This window comes from Zarconia sp., assembly GCF_057467645.1.
Genome location: NZ_JBRJXU010000117.1, coordinates 22,283 through 43,493, shown reverse-complemented (window position 1 = coordinate 43,493; position 21,211 = coordinate 22,283). Strand labels below are relative to the sequence as shown.

14 protein-coding genes are annotated in these 21,211 nt (G+C 50.3%); 11 read left to right on the top strand and 3 right to left on the bottom strand.

From position 1 onward, the window contains the following. Positions 1-2,950: SdrD B-like domain-containing protein (locus tag AC2215_RS18225; protein ID WP_486811423.1), on the top strand; the 2,950-nt coding region annotated here is incomplete at its 5' end. A gap of 727 nt (positions 2,951-3,677) precedes the next feature. Here the strand turns inward: AC2215_RS18225 and AC2215_RS18220 are convergent. Beyond that, positions 3,678-3,869, bottom strand: coding sequence for a hypothetical protein (locus AC2215_RS18220; RefSeq protein ID WP_486811422.1), 192 nt, complete (start codon positions 3,867-3,869; stop codon positions 3,678-3,680). A 40-nt stretch (positions 3,870-3,909) separates the two neighbouring features. Here AC2215_RS18220 and AC2215_RS18215 point away from each other — a divergent pair, with 40 nt between their 5' ends. Next, positions 3,910-4,827, top strand: a complete 918-nt coding sequence (locus tag AC2215_RS18215) for a UPF0104 family protein (protein ID WP_486811421.1) — start codon at positions 3,910-3,912, stop codon at positions 4,825-4,827. A gap of 108 nt (positions 4,828-4,935) precedes the next feature. Further along, positions 4,936-5,919 (top strand): succinylglutamate desuccinylase/aspartoacylase family protein, encoded by a 984-nt coding sequence (locus AC2215_RS18210; protein WP_486811420.1) that lies wholly within the window; start codon positions 4,936-4,938, stop codon positions 5,917-5,919. On the opposite strand, the gene AC2215_RS18205 is transcribed toward AC2215_RS18210, so the two are convergent. Both AC2215_RS18205 and AC2215_RS18200 read right to left on the bottom strand, forming a co-directional pair. Next, positions 5,916-6,635, bottom strand: a complete 720-nt coding sequence (locus AC2215_RS18205) for a lysozyme inhibitor LprI family protein (protein ID WP_486811419.1) — start codon at positions 6,633-6,635, stop codon at positions 5,916-5,918. The two genes, AC2215_RS18210 and AC2215_RS18205, sit on opposite strands and share 4 nt — an antisense overlap. 515 nt (positions 6,636-7,150) lie before the next feature. Further along, entirely contained in the window at positions 7,151-8,944 is a 1,794-nt protein-coding gene (locus tag AC2215_RS18200; protein WP_486811418.1) for a CHAT domain-containing protein, read from the bottom strand. Positions 8,945-9,403: 459 nt separating this feature from the next. Between AC2215_RS18200 and AC2215_RS18195 the strand changes: the two genes are divergently transcribed. From AC2215_RS18195 to AC2215_RS18160, 8 genes are all read left to right on the top strand, one after another. Continuing rightward, the gene (locus tag AC2215_RS18195; protein WP_486811417.1) at positions 9,404-9,793 is read left to right on the top strand and encodes a hypothetical protein; all 390 of its coding nucleotides are present in this window, start codon (positions 9,404-9,406) and stop codon (positions 9,791-9,793) included. A gap of 238 nt (positions 9,794-10,031) precedes the next feature. Further along, positions 10,032-10,949, top strand: coding sequence for a Sll0314/Alr1548 family TPR repeat-containing protein (locus tag AC2215_RS18190; protein ID WP_486811416.1), 918 nt, complete (start codon positions 10,032-10,034; stop codon positions 10,947-10,949). Between the two features lie 674 nt (positions 10,950-11,623). After that, the gene (locus AC2215_RS18185) at positions 11,624-12,073 is read left to right on the top strand and encodes a DUF3531 family protein (protein WP_486811415.1); all 450 of its coding nucleotides are present in this window, start codon (positions 11,624-11,626) and stop codon (positions 12,071-12,073) included. Positions 12,074-12,133: 60 nt separating this feature from the next. Beyond that, complete coding sequence (locus AC2215_RS18180) at positions 12,134-12,553, top strand: NUDIX hydrolase (protein WP_486811414.1); 420 nt, start codon at positions 12,134-12,136, stop codon at positions 12,551-12,553. A 119-nt stretch (positions 12,554-12,672) separates the two neighbouring features. Beyond that, positions 12,673-13,662 carry a galactose-1-phosphate uridylyltransferase gene (gene galT, locus AC2215_RS18175; protein ID WP_486811413.1) on the top strand — a complete coding sequence of 330 codons (990 nt, stop codon included), beginning with the start codon at positions 12,673-12,675 and terminating at the stop codon, positions 13,660-13,662. Between the two features lie 170 nt (positions 13,663-13,832). Further along, on the top strand, positions 13,833-14,033 hold the full coding sequence (gene gifA, locus AC2215_RS18170; RefSeq protein ID WP_486811412.1) for a glutamine synthetase inactivation factor IF7A: 201 nt from the start codon (positions 13,833-13,835) through the stop codon (positions 14,031-14,033). 174 nt (positions 14,034-14,207) lie between these two features. Then, positions 14,208-15,002, top strand: a complete 795-nt coding sequence (locus AC2215_RS18165; protein WP_486811411.1) for a sirohydrochlorin chelatase — start codon at positions 14,208-14,210, stop codon at positions 15,000-15,002. A 502-nt stretch (positions 15,003-15,504) separates the two neighbouring features. Further along, entirely contained in the window at positions 15,505-20,370 is a 4,866-nt protein-coding gene (locus tag AC2215_RS18160; RefSeq protein ID WP_486811410.1) for a DUF4347 domain-containing protein, read from the top strand. The last annotated feature ends 841 nt before the right edge of the window (positions 20,371-21,211 follow it).

Below are 21,211 nucleotides of genomic sequence, written 5' to 3'. Positions count from 1 at the left end.
GTTCACCCAAGCTAACGTGGGTGGTGACGATACCGTTGACTCTGATGCGGACCCCGAAACTGGGATGACCCAGAAAGTGACCTTGGAATCGGGGGAGGACGACCCCACTCTCGATGCGGGTATTGTTGAAATCGTCGAACCCGCGAGCCTGGGAGACACGGTATTCTACGACACCGACGGCGATGGCATCCAAGATGCTGGCGAAGCTGGTGTGGCTGGGGTCACCGTTACCCTGACGGGTGGCGGACAAGATGGAATCATTGGTAATGGCGATGACACCACCGCCACAACCACCACCGATCTTGCTGGTGAATACAGCTTCGAGAACCTCAATCCTGGAGAGGAATACCAAGTCCGATTCTCTAACCTGCCGCAGGGCTACGAGTTCACTCAAGCCAACGCCGGGGGCGACGACACGGTCGATTCCGATGCCAATCCCAACAACGGCAAGACCGAAAAAGTCACCCTCGACCCGGGAGAAAACAACCCTACCCTCGATGCGGGTATCGTCGAAATCGTCGGACCCCCGGCACCCAAGAAGATCTTCTTTGAAGTGGATGGAGAAGGCAATCCCCTCTCGGTGGGTCAGGTGATTAATGACGAGTTTGCGGCATTAGGCTTTACCGTCACCACTCATAATCCTCCTACCGAGGACGATCCTGGCAACCCGGCGATGATTTTCGACTCGGCCAATCCTACCGGTGAAGACGACGATCTCTACAGTACCGAGCATGGCAAGATTCTGATTATTTCGGAGGATGGAGATTCTAGCGATCCCGACGATGCCGCCATCGGCGGAACCCTCATCTTTAACTTCGACAGTCCCCGCACCATTGAAGGATTCGGTCTGCTCGATAACGAGGAAGTCGGCGGAGAAGTCCGGCTTTACGATGAAAACAACCAGTTGATGAGTACGACTCCGCTTCCCACCATGGGAGATGGTGAGTCAGCAGACTTGCACCTGGGAGCAACCGGTGTCTCCCGGATGGAAGTACAGCTTGCAGGTAGCGGTGCGATTACCCATCTGTGCTTTGAAGAGCACGAGGTTATCGGAGAACCCGCCAGCCTGGGCGACAAAGTCTTCGAAGACACCAACAAAAATGGCATCCAAGATGCGGGTGAAGTTGGTGTTGAAGGGGTAACCGTTACTTTGACTGGAGCCGGTGTGGATGGTGTCCTCGGCAGCGGCGACGATACGACGACTGCCACCGTCACAGACGCTGAGGGAACGTACGGGTTCGAAAACCTCAACCCCGGCGAAGAATACCAAGTCTCCTTCTCTAGCCTCCCCAACGGCTACGAGTTCACCCAACCCAACGCCGGTGGCGACGATACCGCTGATTCCGATGCCGACCCCGTTACGGGGGCAACCCAAGTCGTAACCCTAGAACCGGGAGAAAACAACTCCACCATTGATGCGGGCATCGTCGCCAAACCCGCGAGCCTGGGGAATAAGGTGTTCTACGACACCGACGGCGATGGTATCCAAGATGCCGGAGAAGGCGGAGTCGGAGGAGTCACTGTTACTCTAACTGGGGCGGGGGCAGATAACATCCTCGGTAACGGCGACGACACCACCGCGATCGACACCACGAATAACAACGGTAAGTATCTTTTCGACGACCTCAATCCCGGCGAAAAATACCAAGTCACCTTCTCTAACTTGCCCGATGGCTACGAGTTCACCCAAGCCAATGCCGGTGACCGGGACGGGAAAGATTCTGATGCCGACCCAACGACGGGCAAGACCCAAGTGGTGATTCTAGATCCGGGTGAGTATAATCCCACCTTGGATGCAGGTATCATCACTGAGTCGGCAACACCCACCGACGAAAACCACGAGTGCGCCGAAATCGTGGGAACCTCAGAAATTAATGAAGGTGCCCAGGGCAGCTACACCATTGAAGTGGATGGGGTCAGCGAGACCGATCGCTATTTCACCATCCAAATCGATGACATTTCCGCGAATCGCTATGACGGCGACGGTAGTAACCAAGACATCATGTGGGGTGGCTACTTCGATTACCGTTACGGTATCGGTGGAGAGGTTCATTCAACCCACTACAACCGCATCCCCAACGGTCAATACCTGAGCGACGGACACCGCGAGGCTTATGGACCAAGCGACGCCAGCTGGGATTACACGATTTATTCCGATGGTGTTATTAGCAATGGCAATACAATCGTGGTCAAAGTGCCTGCAGGGGAGACCGTGTCTGAGTCTTTCGAGGTTCAAACTTGGAAGGAAGATGTTGCCGTTGATAACGATGCGGGCAACAAGCATGGCTATAACGAGGGGACTGAAAGCTTCTCGATGTCGATTATCGCCGGAGACAGCGAGTACTGCGAAGACCATCTCGAAGTCGAAATTAACGATCGAACCGACTACGAATTCTTCAGCCCCATTTCCCTCGACCTGAATGGCGATGGCGTGCAAACCACTGCTTTGGGTGAGACCGAAGGCACCTTCGACCTCTTGGGTCAAGGTCCAGATCGCAAGGTTGAGTCGGGTTGGCTATCCGGAGAAGATGCCTTCCTCGCCGTGGATAACAACGGCAACGGTGTCATCGACGATATTTCCGAACTCTTCGGTGGTGCGTTCGGCGATGGCTTTGCAAAACTGGCCACCTTCGACACCAACAACGACAAACTGGTGGACTCCGACGAGATTCTTTCGGGTGGCCTCATTCTCTGGAAAGACAGCAACGAGAACCACTACACCGATGCGGACGAACTGCTTTCTCTCTCATCTCAGGGAATTGCAAGCCTCAGCCTCGAGTACGATGAGGTTCCCGACTACAATAATGGTAACTACCTCCTAGAACGCGCTGAGGCATTCAAGACCGATGGCAGCGAGATCGAGATGGTGGATGTTTACTTCGCTATCGAGGGGAAAGAGAACGTGTTCGCTGGACCGAGCCAACCCTCGAATATCGTATCGGGTCTGTAAAAACCCAATGAAGGGGGAGCTGTTTTCTTCCCCTTCTCACATCACTTTCTTTTTTGAATGAGTTCCGATCTCCGCAAGTGCCGTATCGATCGCGTGCTTGCGGATTTTCCGTAATGAGAATTACGTATTTATACGTAAGCTCGAGCCAGAGAGTCCCCCAGTACTCCTGCCTCTCCGCCACGTTCTTCTCCCGACAACCATTGAGACCGATCGCTTCTCGGGTATTGTCCTGAATGCGATCGGCGTGTCGGAAGCCCTTGAAGAGCTTTGCCCATCATAAAGCATCTTTCAATGATTTTGCGATAGGACACTTGTTTGTGTGTCACACTAGCGTACTTACGTATATACGTAAGTACGCTAAGGTATTTGACAATTGATTTTAGGGTGTCAAGTCAGCTACCAAGAGCTAGATGAGTTTTAGGTAATATTTTCAAAATTCAACCCTTTGACTCATTTCCAATTCCTAAGGGAAACATAGCAGCAATTGATTGACTTGAAAGTAATGTTTCAGACTCGTTTGCAGGATTTAGCACTGATTCGATCGTTTGAGTTCGAACGAAAACTACTATTTGTATTGCTCGATCGAGGAACTAAAAACGTTTTTCGACATCAGTAATATTAAGGGTGTTTTAGTCGCTGAACTCGAACAATAAACTCAAGCAAGCAGCTCAACTCAAACCCTATGATAACGCAACAGATTCCTTGTGACCGATCGCCTCAACCCGCTCTACAGCTTTTCTGGGCGATCGAACGTCTTTCCCACTCCCAAAATTTCTCCCATCTCCAAGTAAGCCGCAGCTGGAATTGAGGGGTTTACGGCAATTCTGTCTAAGATTTGACCGCAGATTGCGATCGATCGGAGTAACTTTGCCGTAGAGTACGTGCATCTGCCAACGTACCCGAAGATTTTGACTGTCAAATTTTATTTACTGAGAAATTCGTTGAGGGAGATTTAGTTGATGAAACGCATTATCTCGAAACTCAAGCCCTATCTACGTTGGGTCATTTTGGGGACGACCCTATTCTTTTTAGCGGCCACCTTCAAACAACATTGGCAAGAAGTGGCCTCGGTTCGTATTAATCTCCAAGGTGGAGTTTTGTTGGGGTTGGCGTTTACTGCAACTCTCCTCGCGCAAACCTGGGCGGGATGGGTTTGGGGTTGGATTCTCCAAGACTTCAACCAACCCGTCGATATGACTTGGGCAACCCGAACCTTCCTCACAACCAATATTGCCAAATATTTACCGGGGAATGTCTGGCACTTTTACCAGCGCATTGTCGCCACGCAAGATACCGGCATTGCCATGGAAGCCGCAACCCTGAGCGTCATTTTGGAACCGCTGCTGATGATGGCTTCGGCTTTACCGATTGCCATGTTGAGCGTTGAAGCGGGGGGTCGAGAATTGCAAATTCTCAGCCTGGTTATCGTGGCCGTTGGCATTCATCCTCGAATCATCAACCCCGTGGCCCAGTACCTGGGTCGGGTAAAAGCCAAAACCTTTGCCACTGAGAAAAACCGCGTTCGCTGTCATATCCGGCACTATCCCCTCCGTCCTTGGCTGGGAGAATTGGGATTTGTCACCTGTCGGGGAATCGGTTTCTTGATGATTTTGTGGGCGTTGGGTCTGTTCGATCCGCAACATATCCTACTGCCCCTAGGAGCATTTAGTCTGGCGTGGCTGTTTGGTTTAATCGTTCCCGGCGCACCGGGAGGGATGGGTGTCTTTGAAGCGACAGCCCTGGGACTTTTAGAACCGCACTTTCCCGGTCAAACGGGAACGCTTCTCATTGCCCTGGCCTTGTATCGGGTGACCAGTATCCTGGCAGAAACCGGCGGGGCGGGGTTGGCTTGGCTGGATAAATATTGGCGCGCCTAGGGACGTTCGTCGGTATGCTAGATCTCGATGGCGAGCCTCCCTCACACGAGTCTGTAACACTGGCTGTACCGCAACCATCGAGTTCCTCCCGTTTCCCAACTCAAGCCCATGTCGTGCCCGATGGAAATTGGGGGGGTTGCGATTCCCCCCGCCTCCCGCCAACAAATCGAACTACCCGTTGCCCGCTTGCCGACGCAAACCATGCTGTCACTGCCGGTGATTGCCGCCCACGGAATTCGAGAAGGTCCGACGTTGTGGCTGAGTGCGGCGATTCACGGCGATGAAATTAATGGGGTCGAAATTATCCGTCAGGTCTTGCAACAGATTTCCCCGCAAGAACTCACTGGAACCTTACTGGCCGTGCCGATCGTCAATGTTTTTGGTTTTATCGAACAGTCTCGCTATTTGCCCGATCGCCGGGATCTCAATCGCTCCTTTCCCGGTTCCCCCCGCGGCTCCCTGGCATCGCGGTTGGCGAATTTGTTCGTCCGAGAAATTGTCAATCGATCGACCCACGGTATCGACCTACATACAGGTTCCAACGGCAGAGCCAACCTACCGCAAATTCGAGCCAACCTCAACGATTCGGAAACCGATCGCTGTGCGAGAGCTTTCGGTGCACCGATCGCCATTCACTCCACCACCCGCGATGGTTCTCTGCGGCAAGCTGCCACTAATCTCGGCATTCCCGTACTGCTGTACGAGGCGGGAGAAGCACTACGATTCGACTCCGATGCGATCTCCGTGGGAGTCGAAGGAGTGATGGGGGTGATGGCGGCGTTGGGAATGTACCCGATGCAAGGCGAACGAACTCCCCAGCCGTTTTTAAAATCCCATAAAACTCAATGGGTGCGATCGCCCAGAAGTGGCATCCTATTACTCGATGTCGAACTCGGCCAACAGGTGACTAAAAAGCAAAAGCTGGGGTCGATCGTCGATGCCTTTGGGACGACCAATGTCAAAGTCACTGCTCCCATTGACGGGGCGATCGTTGGTTTGACCAAAAATCCTTTAGTCAATCAGGGTGATGGTATCGTCCATATCGCTCAACTCGAACCCGAGTCCGATCTCCCCGACGCGATCGCCGTCTAACCGAGATTGGCCAAATGATTTTCTAACTGCCGAACTCGCCGTTCGGTCGATCGAATCAAACAATTGGTTAATGCCAGACTTCCACCGCCACTCCGTTCGAAATTGCAGGTGAAATTGCGAAATTCAATCCAGTTGAGTTGAGCGTTAACGAGTTGATTCTGGCGATCGGCGGGCAAATTTTGTTGCAGCAGTTGGTACACTTTATTCAACTGATTTTCAACGGTGAGATCGTTCTCGCTGCTGGCTCCGGAAAACTCTCCTCTGAGGTAAGTGTTTAAATCGGTGGTGCGTTTTTGCGTTAAAGCGGCCAAACATCCATATTCGAGTGCCGGTTGTGCTGTTGACCCGTCGAGCAAAGTGCCGTAGAACTGGCACTCTGCATTGCGAAAATTTTCCCAAAGGAGTTGAGATTCGACGAGTTCTTGTCGTCTAGAAAGTGATAAGTTGGGCGCAAGGCGTTCGTAAGAGCGGCGCAGTTCGAGATCGGAAATTTGCCAATTTAGATTTGCACAGGTATTAATTTCTTGCTGGGTTTGAGGCGTCGCACAGTTGGGTTGTTGCGCCAACAGTTCGGGTAAGACATTTGGGGATAAACTCTGAGGTGTCTCGGCTGCGATCGCTTTTCCCGCACACCAGCTTAGGGCGATCGCGACAGTCGCTCTAGAAACATGATGAAGCTTCTTTTCGAGAGGAAAATTTTTAAAAAAATTAGACATAGTAATATGTTTTTTTACCAAATCTAAAATTATATTATGGCATATTTTTTGACTCAAGTTGAGTGTTAGTCTCTTCTCTAATTTGAAGATAAATTAAAATATATCGATCGCTCGTATATTTATCTAATTAAATCTTAAACAGGCTGGGATTTCGAAAATTTTAACCGACATCCAATTCAGTAAACTGACAAATTTCGGGTTCGTAAATTGGAACTCGTACGGCTAAATCAAGTTATCGGTGAGGTTCCAGAATGTCTAATATAGCGCTTCTCGCGCCTCACGAGGTCCAGAGTTTCTGGTTTTAGGGAACGGGGAACGGGGAATCGGAAATAGAATTTGGGTGTACCTCATAAGAGGCGAGAATTGCTATATGAACAATTCACGATCTGCGCTCTGGGCAGCCATTGAGATGAAGTACGGGCGATCGCATTTTCTCCATCGCCCGTATCCGAATCAGAGGCGCGATCTTTCACTCTCGATTCCAGCGTGGCATCGCTCCCGATCGTTTAAACCCGTTAAAAAGGACTGCCAATCATCGTAAATCCCGCCCAGTAATAGGGATGAGATAGAGCGATATTCATCGGACCTTCACTCTCTTGAGGGAGGGAAATCTCACCACTCGGACCGATCGCCCGTTCCTCAGACAAGCGCACTTCCCCATCGATCATGGCGATTTGGGCTTGCCGAAGGGCTTCGGCTTTGGTAGCCGATTCCCGCAAAAAGCTATAAAACTCGCTCATCAGGGCCAATGTCCCTCGATCGCTGACGTACCACAAACTCGCGAGGACGGTTTTCGCCCCAGATTGCACCGCTAACCCTGCCAGACCTAACTCTGCTTGGCGATCGTCGAGAGCCGTCCGACAGGCACTCAGCACCAACAATTCTACCGGCGGATCGTTCCAGTTCAGGTTCTGCAACTCATTCAGGGTCAAACGATCGTCCCAAAGTTGAATGTAAGAATTATCCAGGGTTCCCGGTTGAAATTCAGCATGAGTCGCTAAGTGAATCACTCGAAAGGGTTCCGCTTCCCGTTGCGAAGTTAAATTCGCTAAGGTAAATTCTTCGTTCAAAAAAGCCTCTCCCGACCATAACACAGAGGCAATCCTTTCCAACTCCACCGGAACGGCCGGCAAGGGTCGATGCTCGTCAAACTCCGATGCACCCATTGCTAAAATACGAGCGCCATCTAAGGGTTCGTATTCCACATTACTGAGATTAAAACTGGGAATTAAGCTAATGTCGTATTTTTCAACCAAAAACTGCTCGCCATCGTGTAGAGCGGCAACGGGAAGACTCCGCAAACCCGCATCCATAGACAATAGCAACGTATCGATTTCGCCTTTTTCTAAATAACTTTCTAAAGGGGCGATCGTCCATTGATAAAGTTGCTGGGCTGAGGGTAGATACCGCGTATTATCGATCGGAAAACTACCCCCGGTAATTTCCCGACGAAACTCCCGCGCCACCTCTAACACTTCTTCCTCGCTTACACCGGGAACTTGACGTACGATCGACGCACCTTGGGATGACATCAGGACCAGTTCCAATCGCCGAGGATGTACGACGACGTAAAGAATGCCAATTTTTTTGCCCGTTTGCGACTCGATCTCTCGAAAGACAGCTTGAGCGTTACCTTGAGATAATCGGCGATCGACCCGATCGAGCTGAACCCCCAGATAGGCGGAAAATTCAGCATTGCGGTCTTTTTCTACATTCTCAAATGCTTCGTTCGAGAGTCGATCGTCGATCCAAGTGCCTTCCATGCGATCGCCATTGGCAAAAATAAAGACCCCTTGACCGTGTTTTTTATTATCGCGAAATTCTCCTTCGTAAACATCTCCATTCGCAAAGGTAAACGTTCCGACACCATTACGCTTGTCATCGCGAAATTCTCCCTCGTAAGCATCCCCATTACTAAATAAAAGAATGCCTTTACCGTTCCGGCGATTGTCGCGAAATTCCCCTTCGTAAACATCGCCATTGGCAAAGGTGAAAATACCCACACCATTACGCTGTCCGTCGCGAAATTCTCCTTCGTAAACATCTCCATTCGCAAAGGTATAAATTCCGCGACCGTTCGCTTCTCCATCGCGAAATTCCCCTTCGTATTGGTTGCCATTATTATACGTACATTGACCGAATCCATTGAGTTGACTATTTTGAAAATCGCCTTCACATTGAGTTCCATCCTGAAAGGTGATCGTTCCCGCTTTTGAGGGTCCAGATACACCGAGCGTGCTGGCGATACCGAGCAACAAGAGACCTAAACCTAATGCTTTCTTTGGATGAATGACTGGCTGGACACGCATACAGTTACAAGACTTAAAGTTACAATTTTTAAAGTTCAGCAAAAGTCTCAGGGCACAACCCAATTGCAATGGTTAGCTGGATATGGGGGGTTGATTTGGCGAAGGGCTAAGTCTCAATACTGGTTTCGTCAAAAAAACCGCGCGCGTATTATGTTGCATGCTAGACCTGTTGACCCTGGAGAAGACCGACATTCACACCCAAAAACATCAAAAAATCTTCCTCAATTTTTTCGTGCGGGTATTGTAAGTTGAGGCAGGTGGATTTACCCAATCTCTCAACTCGAGATGTTTCCCTTTTCCGTATTTTTCCCCGTTTTTAGCTTAACAATTTTGCTAGGGGGCATTTTCCGGATGCAGACACTTAAAAAAGAGATCCATTGCGCTAAGCTAACGGTGACGGGGAACCCGAGTAACCGAGTTCCCGCACTCCTATCAGCGGCGCTCGTCGGGTAAATGACAATGAGTAAATTGAGTCAGTGGAGTTGGATAAAGTGGAGTTGGGTATTGAGCTTCAGTGTGTGCGTGGGATTGGTGCTCTTGTTGACCATCTCCCCCGCACGCGCGTCCTTCGAATCGCGCCTCTCGAATCTGGAAGCCGACTTGTATAAACTCGAACGTCAGATCGATCGTCTCGAAACAGACGTGCGCCGTTCGAGTCGAGATAGAATGCGCGAATCGCAAAGAGGGCGATCGAACGCTGCCGAAACGCCCTCTTTGCCGGATTCAGACGTCTCTGCGCTGGCTGACGATCCGATGTTCGATCGCTTAGCCACTTTGGTTATCGAACTCAAGTTGCGCTTGGATGGATTTGAAGAACGTCTCGACGCGATCGAGTTGCACAATCGGTGAGAAGAGTAGACCTCTGGGGGCACGGGGAAGATCGCAAAGCAATTTACTCCCCGCGGCTCCTCTGTCTGAACTATCGCGATCCAATCGAATTGGACCTCAGAAGTCTCCCCTCATTCCCATGGGTTGAATTCGGAAAAGTCAAAAACCGGCGCGAAAGACTAGCATAAGTAGATAAATTCTCTTCGTGCATTTTTGGAGAGCGTATTTTTTGTGGAGGAGTTTGATGAAACATGGAAGGTTGACATCTCTTGCTTCTAGCCTGTTCGGTTCCGCCGTTGTGGTTCTGGGAACCTGGGCACATCCGGTGCTGGCGGCTAACCCGTTTTGCCGGGATGCTTCTACCTGTCCTGGGTACGATATGGGTGCGCGAACGCGGACGGTTTTTGATGCGATGTTCCGCGATGGAGATTACGATCGCGCGAAAAAAGCCGCTGACGGGGCGATCGCCGCAGAATCGAACGATCCGATAACCCACGCCATGAAGGCGTCTCTGGTATACCTTTACGAGGATGGCTGGGATGAATTCAAAACCAATGCCACCAACACCCGCGAGACGGCGGAGGCACTGATTCCCACCAATCCCCTGCGAGGCAATCTCTACGCAGCGGTGGGGCATTTTCTCGAAGGCGCTCACACTCTACAAACCGAGGGTACGGTACGGGGAACCCCCGCAGCGTTGTCGAAGTTGCGGCAAGTGTTCGCCCATTTAGAAGAGGCGGAGGCGATCGATCCCAGCGATCCGGAACTGAATATTATTAAGGGGTTTATGGACTTGATGCTGGCGGTGAATCTCCCCCTGGCCAATCCTGAAGATTCCCTGGAACGATTGCAAAATCAGGCCGGACCGGATTATCTGGCCTATCGGGGATTGGCCATCGGCTATCGGGATTTGGATCGACCCCAAGAGGCTTTAGTTGAGGTGAATAAAGCGCTCGACATTACACCGGACAATCCAGAACTCCAGTATCTAAAAGCTCAAATTTACGTGGAAAACGACGATCGCGAAGAAAGCTTGGAGTGGTTTAAAAAAGCATGGGATAAAAGAGCGCAGCTTCCCGATGACTTGCGCAAGCAAATTAAGCGAGAGTGCAATAAAGCCCAGCGAGAAGTGAACCCAAATCGCGCAGAATCGGAAAAACTCTGTCAGGAGGAGTAGAGTTATAACGGTCGCCATTGGAGTTAAGACAACACCAGTCCATTGTGTAATTCCCCTGAGGTCTTTCCCTCCCCTGCGCTCGTTGCCCCTCGAAGCACCCGTTGCCCACCTTCACAAGCATCCTAATTGCTATGGCGATGGCTATAAGATCGGGTTCGGTTCAATCGACCTCAGCGTGGAAAAGGGTTAAGGGTTCAGGAGGAAAAAGAGAATACATTCATAACTTCGGCATCGATATCGCTCGAATTTTTGATTTCTACCAGATGTCTAATACTTACAGTGCAACCTCTCCCCTTGACTTCCCCTCCCCTTGGCTCTGCCCGCAGTTTATTTACACGATCGTGCGCGTGCAGGTGTTTTCCATTCCCCATTCCCCGTTCCCTATTCTTAAACAAGTGTCATGAAAAGGGCGCGCATAGCTATAGAATGGGCGTGGAGAGTATGGGAAAAGCGTTACAACTCTAATGGCTTTTGCAATGATGTTTCCCAAAATATCGAAAAGTTCGCAGTTTCTGAAATCTCTGTCAAAAATTATAGTTTTTGTTCGAGAATAAAGACCGTTAACCCTAAATTTTATTTGGGCGACCTGCCATTTTGTTTTATTATCATTTTTGTCGAGATCCACTAACTGAAGTATTCGCCATCTCGGTCAAAAAATTAAGTTCTAGATTGGTATGAAAATTAAGTTTCGCGAATTTAACCCGTTTGATGTTTGGTTTTGGTTGGAATTTACAACGGTTCCTTCCCCAGCAGAACGGCAGTATATTGAAGAGTTATTCGATTCGTGGTTTTTTCTGGGAAAACTAGGAGGATTCAATGCAGAAAATCTGCAAATTCAAGATGAGGGTTTGGAGATTGGATATATGGAATACAACGAAAAAGTTGCCGATCGCAGCATGATGGCTCTGATGCACAATATGTCGGATTTTGAGTATCAAGGGACCTGGGGACGGTGCTGGTTCGATCTGGGAACGAGCGATGCGGTGGCTTTGGATGTTTTAGTGAATTCTCTGTTTCAACTCAGCGAAGAGTTCGTCACCATCGAAACTTTGATTGTGGGGGGTGAAAATGCCGATTGGCCGATTCCTCAAGGCAGTCGTTCCGATGTCGCCGATCGCAACTAAAATGGAAAAATTGTCGCGAGAGAATCGTGAAATCGACGACTCTCGAACCGAAAAAAGTGTATGAGTAAAATTCGAGTACTAGCGCTAGGCATTATCCAGGATAGCGATCGGCTTTTTGTGGGAGAAGGTTACGATCCGATCGCCCAAACCAATTTTTATCGCGTGTTAGGGGGCGGTGTTGACTTCGGCGAAACCAGCCTCGACGCGCTCAAACGGGAATTTCAAGAAGAAATTCAAGCAGACCTCATCAATATTGAATATGTTGCTTGTCTCGAAAGCATCTTTACCCTCAAAGAAAAATCCAAACACGAGATAATTCAGCTGTATCGATGTGATTTTGCCGATCGCAAATTCTACCAACTCGATGAAATTGAGTTTTCCGAAGGAACGCGATCGAAAAAAGCCTATTGGATCGATCGAAAACGATTTGAATCGGGAGAATTGCGTCTGGTTCCCGATGGCTTTTTGCAATATTGTTAATAGATATCTGACCGAAATCAAAAATTCAGACACTCTCTAGGGTTCAGTGATGAATTTCTTCTGGCTTTCCCCCTTAACCCTTAACCCTTAACCCTTTTCCTCCAGATGTCTAATATCCCATGAGCGAACTCAGGTACAATCCGATTTCTGGGGATTGGGTGGCAATTTCGACCGATCGCGCCCAAAAACCCAACGAGTTTAAAACCCATCGCCAGTCTGTCGCCACCGAACCCCAGCATCGATCGAACTGTCCCTTTTGTCCGGGAAACGAGACGGAAACCGCCGCCGAATCCTATCGCCTCGGGGACGAGAATCACTGGCAAGTGCGGGTGGTACAAAATCGGTATCCGGCACTCTCACCCACGGGAGAACCCACTCGCAGCGGCAAGCAGCTCTTTCGTAGCGTCTCGGGGGTGGGATTTCACGAAGTGATTATCGAACATCCCCACCATCACGTCACGACGGCGCGCTTACCGGTGGAGGATGTCGCAAAAATTCTCCGAGTCTATCGCCAGCGATACGTCCAAATTCGTACCGATCCTCGCGTGGCGGCGATCGTCCCGTACAAAAATTACGGCAAGGAGTCTGGTGCATCGATCGCTCACCCCCATTCCCAGATCGTTGCCACCCCCTTCGTTCCCCCACAAATCCGCCAACGCCAACAAAAAGCGATCGAGTTTTTCGACAACACCGGGGAATGTTTGTGCTGTCGTATCCTGACGGAGGAACTCGCAGCTGGCGATCGCATTGTTATCCAAAACCGTAGCTTTGTCGCATTCGTTCCCTACGCGGCCCTATTTCCATTCCAGGTGTGGATTTTCCCGCACCGCCACGCCTCCTCCTTCGATCGGATTACCGACGCGGAAATCGTCGATTTAGCACTCATCCTGAAAACGGTACTGGCAAAACTCGACGACGGACTCGATAATCCGGCTTACAACTACGTGATTCGATCGATTCCTACAGGCGACGGAGAAACAGACTACTTTCACTGGTATGTGGATATCATCCCCCGCCTGGGAATCCTTGCGGGATTCGAGTTGGGAAGTGGAATGTACGTCAACAGTACCTTGCCTGAAGAAAATGCTGCTTTTTTGAGAGGGGTTTGAGTGAGGTGAGCATTGAGGGGGGGTGGGGAGCATCCTGCACTCGAACTAAATTGTAAATTTTTACAACCAAAACTTATTTTGTATAAAATTTTACAGATTTTTTTGTTATATTACTAGTGAGCTTGCAAAAGCATCCGATCGAAATTAGAATCTCAGCGGAGGAACCTGCCATGTCTGTTTACGATCGCTCCCGTGCTTTGATGAATCGCCACCACCACCTGATTAAAAACCGCCAGCAATCGTTACTGACTCGAACGGCGGCAGAAGTCGGCTTACCCGAAGATATCGCTCAAAACTGGAATCATATCCAAGGCAAACCATCTCATAACAGTACTGTGACTTACGATCGCTCCGGTGCGGCGATGAGTTAATAACGCTCTCTCTAATTGTTTATCGCTCTACACGTCCTTCTTAATCCTTTTGAACTTTACCGTGCTTTATGCTTTGAGCGCGGTATTTTTGTGTCCGAGTGCTTCATAATACTTCATAATATGAGGGATGCGATCGAAAAACAGCGCGTCAGACTCAATCTCAGCCTTGCTTAGATGGATACATTCGCTTCCCCATCCGCCGCTTATCTTCTGGTGACCCACGGCAGCCGCGATCCGCGTCCTGCAGTCGCAGCCCAAACCCTGGCACGACGGGTCTGTGGGCAATTATCGCCCAAATTCGGTTTGCCACCGTTGGTGGAAACGGCAGCGTTGGAGTTGCAACGTCTACCCCTCCACCGGCAAATCCAGGCACTTGTCGATCGTGCCGTTCGCCGGCAAATTCGCACCATTCGAGTCGTACCCTTATTTCTGCTGCCGGGGGTTCACGTGATGGAAGATATTCCCGCAGAAGTTGAGTTGGCCGCTCGCCATCTCGATCGCCATCGATATAATCTCGAAATTTCGATCCAACCCTACCTTGGCAGCCATTCAGGAACCATCGAACTCTTAGCCCAGGACGCCGCAACATTCAAAGCCCCTGAAGCGAAGATCGTTCTCTCCCACGGCAGTCGACGTCCGGGAGGCAATCAACCCATCGAAGAAATTACCGAGAAGTTGCATCGGCGATGCCAGATTCCGGTTGTAGCAGCGTACTGGTCGGTTGCCCCCTCTTTAGAACAGCGCGTTCGCGAGTTGGTGGCAGCCGGTTACTATCGCATTGAGGTACTTCCCTACTTCTTATTTCCGGGGAGAATTGTCGATGCGATCGGCAAACAAGTCGCGCAACTGGAAAATCAATTTCCTCAAACTGCGCTGCACTTCGCTCAACCGCTGGGAGTCAGCAACCGGTTAGCCGCGATCGTCACCGACTTAGCCGATCGCCAATTGGTTGGGTGCCACCGGAAATAACGAACGAAGTCTCTCAAATCTTTACCAAAACAAACTTCTGGAACGGTTTCCTTCACAACTTCTTCACAGTTCCATCGATATACTGAAGTAGAAACATCATCAGAACGAAGAGAATGTTGGTCATTCAAAAACCACTTCGACTGACAATTCTCTTGGCATTAGGTCTGTTTTTCGGGATACTTACCTTCGCTCGCTCGCACTTAACTTCAGTCCCCATTTATTTTGCCGTAAAGTTACCCGCTTCTGTTCTATTGGTCAATGAATCCACGGACAACTTCTGAGGATTCAATCTTTAAGTCTTTCCTAACTTTTATCGCTCAAAACCCCTCCGAGCGTGCTGAACGGCTCTAGAGGCGATCGCTCGCGTGCCGCGCTGCGAAAAAACGAACTTGCAATTATAACTCCGAACTTCTGACAGACCACTGGAAGAAATCGAGTTCGATCTTGGAGTGCGTCAGGGATTGTTGCTGTATCTACCGCTGTTTATTCATACAGATCGATCGTGACACGTACTACATTCTCTACTCTTTCCACATACGCTCAAACGGCGATCGCTTTTATCGATCGCGGTGTTGAAGACTATCGAAGCCTCGTTACTGGAACTCAGGAGAGAATTCGAGTTATTTTGCTCGATCGCCATCGAAACGGCATCGAACAGATTGCCCAAGCGCTTGCCGAAGAGAATCGCTACAGGGACATTCACATCATCTCTCACGGTGCGCCGGGATGCTTGCAACTGGGAAATACCCAACTGAATTTAGAAACCCTCGATCGCCACGCCACCCCACTCAAAACTGCATTTTCCAGCGCATCTAACCTTCTCCTCTACGGCTGCAACGTCGCCGCTGGGGATGCCGGGGAAGAATTGCTCGCCAAACTCCACCACCTGACGGGAATCGAAATTGCCGCCTCGGCGCGACGTACCGGAAACACCACACTCGGTGCAGACTGGAACTTAGAAGTTACCACCGCCAATTTTACTGGGAATTTGGCATTCACCTCAGAGGCAATGGCAGCCTACCCCTTCGCCTTCCCCATTGGCGTCAACGATATTAGAGCCGTTTATAAAGATCTCAACGACGATACCAGTGGAGATTATTCGAGCCAAGAGGTCAACGGCGCGCAAATCTTCGACCACAAGTTTCAGGTGGGAGAGAACAACAACCTATTACTCTATGGATTTACCTACACCGATCCAGTTACGAATCAAACTATTGAATTTAGCTTAGATAGCCTCGTTGACGACATCAAAATTCGACGAGTCGATCATGCCAATGCTGGCGATCCCGTCTCCGGAGAAAGACAAGTTATTTGGTTTGAAGGGGAAATCGATACGTCGACAACTCCCAATGAAACCATCAATCTCAACCCATCGTCTGCCAACACGATGGAAGACATCCTACTGAGCCAAATTATCAATCGAGGCACCGACAATATTTTTGGCAATCAAGGCAATCCCCAGGGGAACAACAATAATATCGAACGGGTTGACTTTGTGAGTCCCGGTGGATTGTCTGCCAATGGAACTTCCCTCAATGAAATTGGCTTTTTAATCCTCGAGCGCGGTGGCAATGATGCGTTTAAAATTGCAGCCATTACGGACATCGATGCCCAGGGTAATCCGACGGAATTTGGCAAGCTGATTTCTGTCAGTAAAGATGCATGGATCGGATCTTCATTGGCAAAAATTCCAACGGAGGTGATGCGCCGGGATAACGGTGAGGCAAACCTGAGGTCTACCGATAGTGTCACGCCTCAAGACATTGCGGGGATGTTTGTCAGTTATGAAGACCTACTCAACGGTCTTCCTACTCCAGACACAACGACCTTCTATGGCTATTCGCTGTTTGCCAACGATATTGCTGGGAACTCGTCGAGTGCCGCTCTCGTAGACTTTAATAGTTTTCCCACAGACACGAACCAAGGAGGCGGTACCGGTGGACTCGACTTAATTGGTGGGGGTGGAGTCTTTGTCATCAATACCGCTCCCCAACTCGACTTAGATAATAGCAATACCAGCAGTACGAGTTATACCAATACCTTCACCCCTGGCGGCAGTGCCGTAACGATTGCCGATTCAGATGTGGGAATTAGCAATGCGGAAACCAACGCACCGGGAACCACCTCGGGGAAAGAAGTGGTTTCAGCAACCATTACCCTCACCAATATTCTCGATGGTAATTTAGAAGACCTCAGCCTCAATCCGGCTGCCACCACCGTTGCGAGCAATGCTAACCTGACGATTACCGCTTACAATCCCACGACGGGAGAACTGACGATCTCCGGTCCGGCAGATTTATCGATTTACCAACAGGCGATTGCAGGGATCGTCTATGACAATACGGCTGGGACTCCCAATACCACCGATCGAACGATTAACGTTGTCGTCAGCGATGGTGTCACCAATAGCAACACCGCAGTTAGTACGATTTCCTTCGATACCTCCAACACCGCACCGACTGCTAGCGATAACACCATCGACACAGATCGAGATACTCCCCATACCTTCGTTCCACGGGACTTTGGCTTTAGCGACGATGATGGAGATCTCCTGCAAGAGGTCAAAATCACCTCCCTTCCTACCAAAGGCAAGCTGCAACTTAATGGTGTCGATGTTGCCGACGAGGACGTCATTCCCATTGCCGACATTCAAAGTGGCAATCTCCAATTCGTTCCCGACGACGATGAAAATGCCACGGGAAGTTCTGCCTTCAACTTCCAAGTCAGCGATGGTCGTGCTTTCAGCAGCGACAGCACCATTACCTTTAATATCGATTCTATTAACGACGAGCCGACCTTTAGCGGACTTGACAACAATCCCACCTTCACGCCAGAAGGCAGTCCCATCGTTCTCGATGACAACGCGACGATTTCCGATCCCGAACTTGCAGAAGCCGATAACTACAACGGCGCAACACTCACGCTCGAACGCGATGGGGGAGCGAATGGGGACGATCTCTTTGGTGCGAGCGGCACTTTAGCGTCTCTCACCGAAGGCGAAAATCTCGTTGTCGGTGGAACCCCCATCGGGACGGTGACGACGAATCGTGGCGGCACGCTGGAACTGACGTTCAACGACAGCGCCACCCAGACTTTGGTTAACCAAGTCCTGCAACAAATTACCTACAGCAACAGCAGCAGCACTCCCCCGGCTTCTGCGCAAATTAACTATACCTTCAACGATGGCAATACCGGTGACCTTCAAGGTTCGGGGGGTGCGAAAAACGGGACGGGTTCGATTACCGTAAATATCAGTTCGGCGACACCAGGAGACGGCGGTACAACACCCACGACTCCCCCGACTACCGATTCCCCTGCCACTGCAACGTCAGAACCGGAAATTGCGGTTTCGACTTCCGAGACGAGCGATATTCTCGATGGAACTCCCACTCCTCAGGATTTAGGTTCTCATCCGGTTGGTACTCCCTTTACTCAAACCTTCACCATCGATAATACGGGAACTGCCGATTTAATCCTCGATCGAGATTCCCTGGACTTACCCGATGGGTTTACTCTCGTCGGAGACTTTCCCGAAACCATTACTCCCGGAAGTTCGGCAACCTTCACCATCGAGTTAGATCCCAATACACCGGGAACCTATGGCGGCACGATTTCTTTTACCAATAACGATCCAGATGAAGGGACGTTTGATTTTCCAATCGAAGTGACGATTACCGAAAATTCGCCAACCCCTTCTACCAGTACGCCGAGCGAACCGCGGGTTTCTCAAGTCAGTACTCCTACCCAAACTGAAGTTGAAACCCCCGTTGAGATCGCACCTCCGAATCTCGTCCCTCATGATGAAGATGACACTTGTTGCTGTCCCACGCCACCGACCCTAGATGGGGTCGTGATTCAACCGATTCCCGGCTTTGACTATACCCTGCAACAACTACCGAATATTGCCAATTTCCTCATCGGAACCAATCACAACGATTCCCAACTGGGTACGATCGAAAACGATGCCATTTTTGGTCTCGCCGGAGACGATCGCGCTGATGGTTTCGATGGCGACGATTTGTTGGTGGGTGGATTGTCGAGTCCGGCTCCCGTGGGTTCGACTTTAGACCGCGACACTCTCTACGGCAACCGAGGAAACGATGTCATTCTCGGCAATGAGGGGAACGATCGCATTGAGGCCGGTCAGGATAACGATATCGTCTTCGCCGGAAAGGATAACGATCGCCTTGAAGGTGAGATGGGTCGCGATACGTTACTCGGAGAGCAAGGAAACGATACGGTTTTTGGTGGCACGAACGATCCCAACTTCGTCGACCCCGGAATCGATTTAATCTACGGGGGAGCTGGAAACGACGAACTATACGGAAACCAGGGAAACGATTCCATTTCCGGTGGCGATGGCAACGATGTTGCCTATGGGGGCAAAGATGGCGATCTACTCTCGGGTGAAGCTGGAAACGACACGCTCAAAGGCGAACGGGGAGACGACACGATTCTTGGGAGTTTGGGTCGTACGAACGGCGTGGGTGCGAGCGGCGATCGAGATTGGCTTTCGGGAAATGAAGGGAACGATCTGATTAAAGGGGGTGAAGGAAAAGACACGATTTATGCCGGTCAAGAACGAGATTTGGTATATGGCGGCAAAGATGACGACTTAATTTATGGAGACAAAGGAAGCGACACGCTACGTGGAGATATTGGCAACGATACGATGTTTGGCGGAACGAACCGCTCGAACGATTCAGAAAGCTCCAATGATGGCGATGTTATTTTCGGGAATGCTGGAGACGATGTCATTCATGGCAATCTCGGCAACGACAATATTGTGGGTGGCATTGGAAACGATACCGTACGAGGCGGACAGCAAGACGATCTGATTTGGGGTGAAGCTGGAAACGATCTGCTCTTCGGCGACCTCGGCAACGACTCCGTTTGCGGCGGCGATGGGGACGATACCCTCATCGGCAGCAACGGCAATCCTCTCAACACCGCAGATGGAGATGACAAGCTCTGTGGCGGTGCGGGAGACGATCGCATTTTCGGTAACGAAGGTGATGACAAGTTGACGGGAAATTCCGGTGACGATCGACTCTACGGCGGTCGGGGAAACGATACAATGACTGGTGGTTCTGGAAGCGATATTCTCAGTGCAGAGCAAGGAAACGATATTCTTACGGGTGATGCGGGAGGCGATCGCTTCGATTTCGGAGCGAACCACGGCACGAATATCATCACCGACTTTACCGACGGCGAAGATCTGATCGGTCTCCAAGATGGGATAACCTTTGCTCAGTTGAGTATCGCTCAAGTGGGGAACGATACCCAAATTACCACTGGAGCCTTGTCCGTGACTCTGCAAGGGGTGAATGTCAGCGCGATCGATTCTGATGATTTTGCCCTGGTGTAATCGATCGCCATTAACGTCAGGCGTTCGATTGGACCGTTTCCGGCTCGGATGGGGTGTGGGGTGTAGGGTGTAGGGTGTGGGGAACCAGGTTCCAAGTTGCGAGATCTTCGATCGATTGCCCTAACCCACATCGCTTTCCCAAATGGGGTCCGCGCTAAGTCGGCATTACCATCTGCGGCTGAACCCGCACCTGACGTTAGCAATGAGGAGATCGCGAGGGTGAGCAGGGAAAGACCCGATCGCAATTCAGGAGTCTCCCTACTGGAAATGGCAACTGCGATCGAGGTACTCGTTCGGTATCCGGATTCTCGCTCTGAAGATTGACAAGCTAGCCGGAACACAACGACTCAATTCCATGAGATATTTCTATCGTTGGCACTTTTTTACCTCCAAACGATCGCGAATCGCAGAAGTAATTGAGAACCAATTTACAAGGGTTACAAGGGTATGATAGGATTTTGTCAAGTTTAGAGACATGGTTAGGTTAAATGTTGTAGCTACTATTTGCCCCAATTCACCTCAAACCATAATTCTTCCATGACATCGATCGTCCTCTCTCCAAAACAACGATCGATTTCAAAACGCAAGTTCTTGTAACGCAAAAGAGTCATAGCCTTTAGGATATTGACAAATTACTTATTTTTTGGTAATTATGCGGGGTACGATCGCTGCTCGCATCCACTGGAATTATGGTTAAGGTCAGTTCCGGTAATGGGTTGAAAGAGGTCGAACAATACCCGGGAGGATCGACCCGGGTATGAAGTGATAGCTTGGAACCCCTTTCCCCACACCCTACACCCTACACCCCACACCCCCCTCACTCGAAACTGTCTTATCCCGA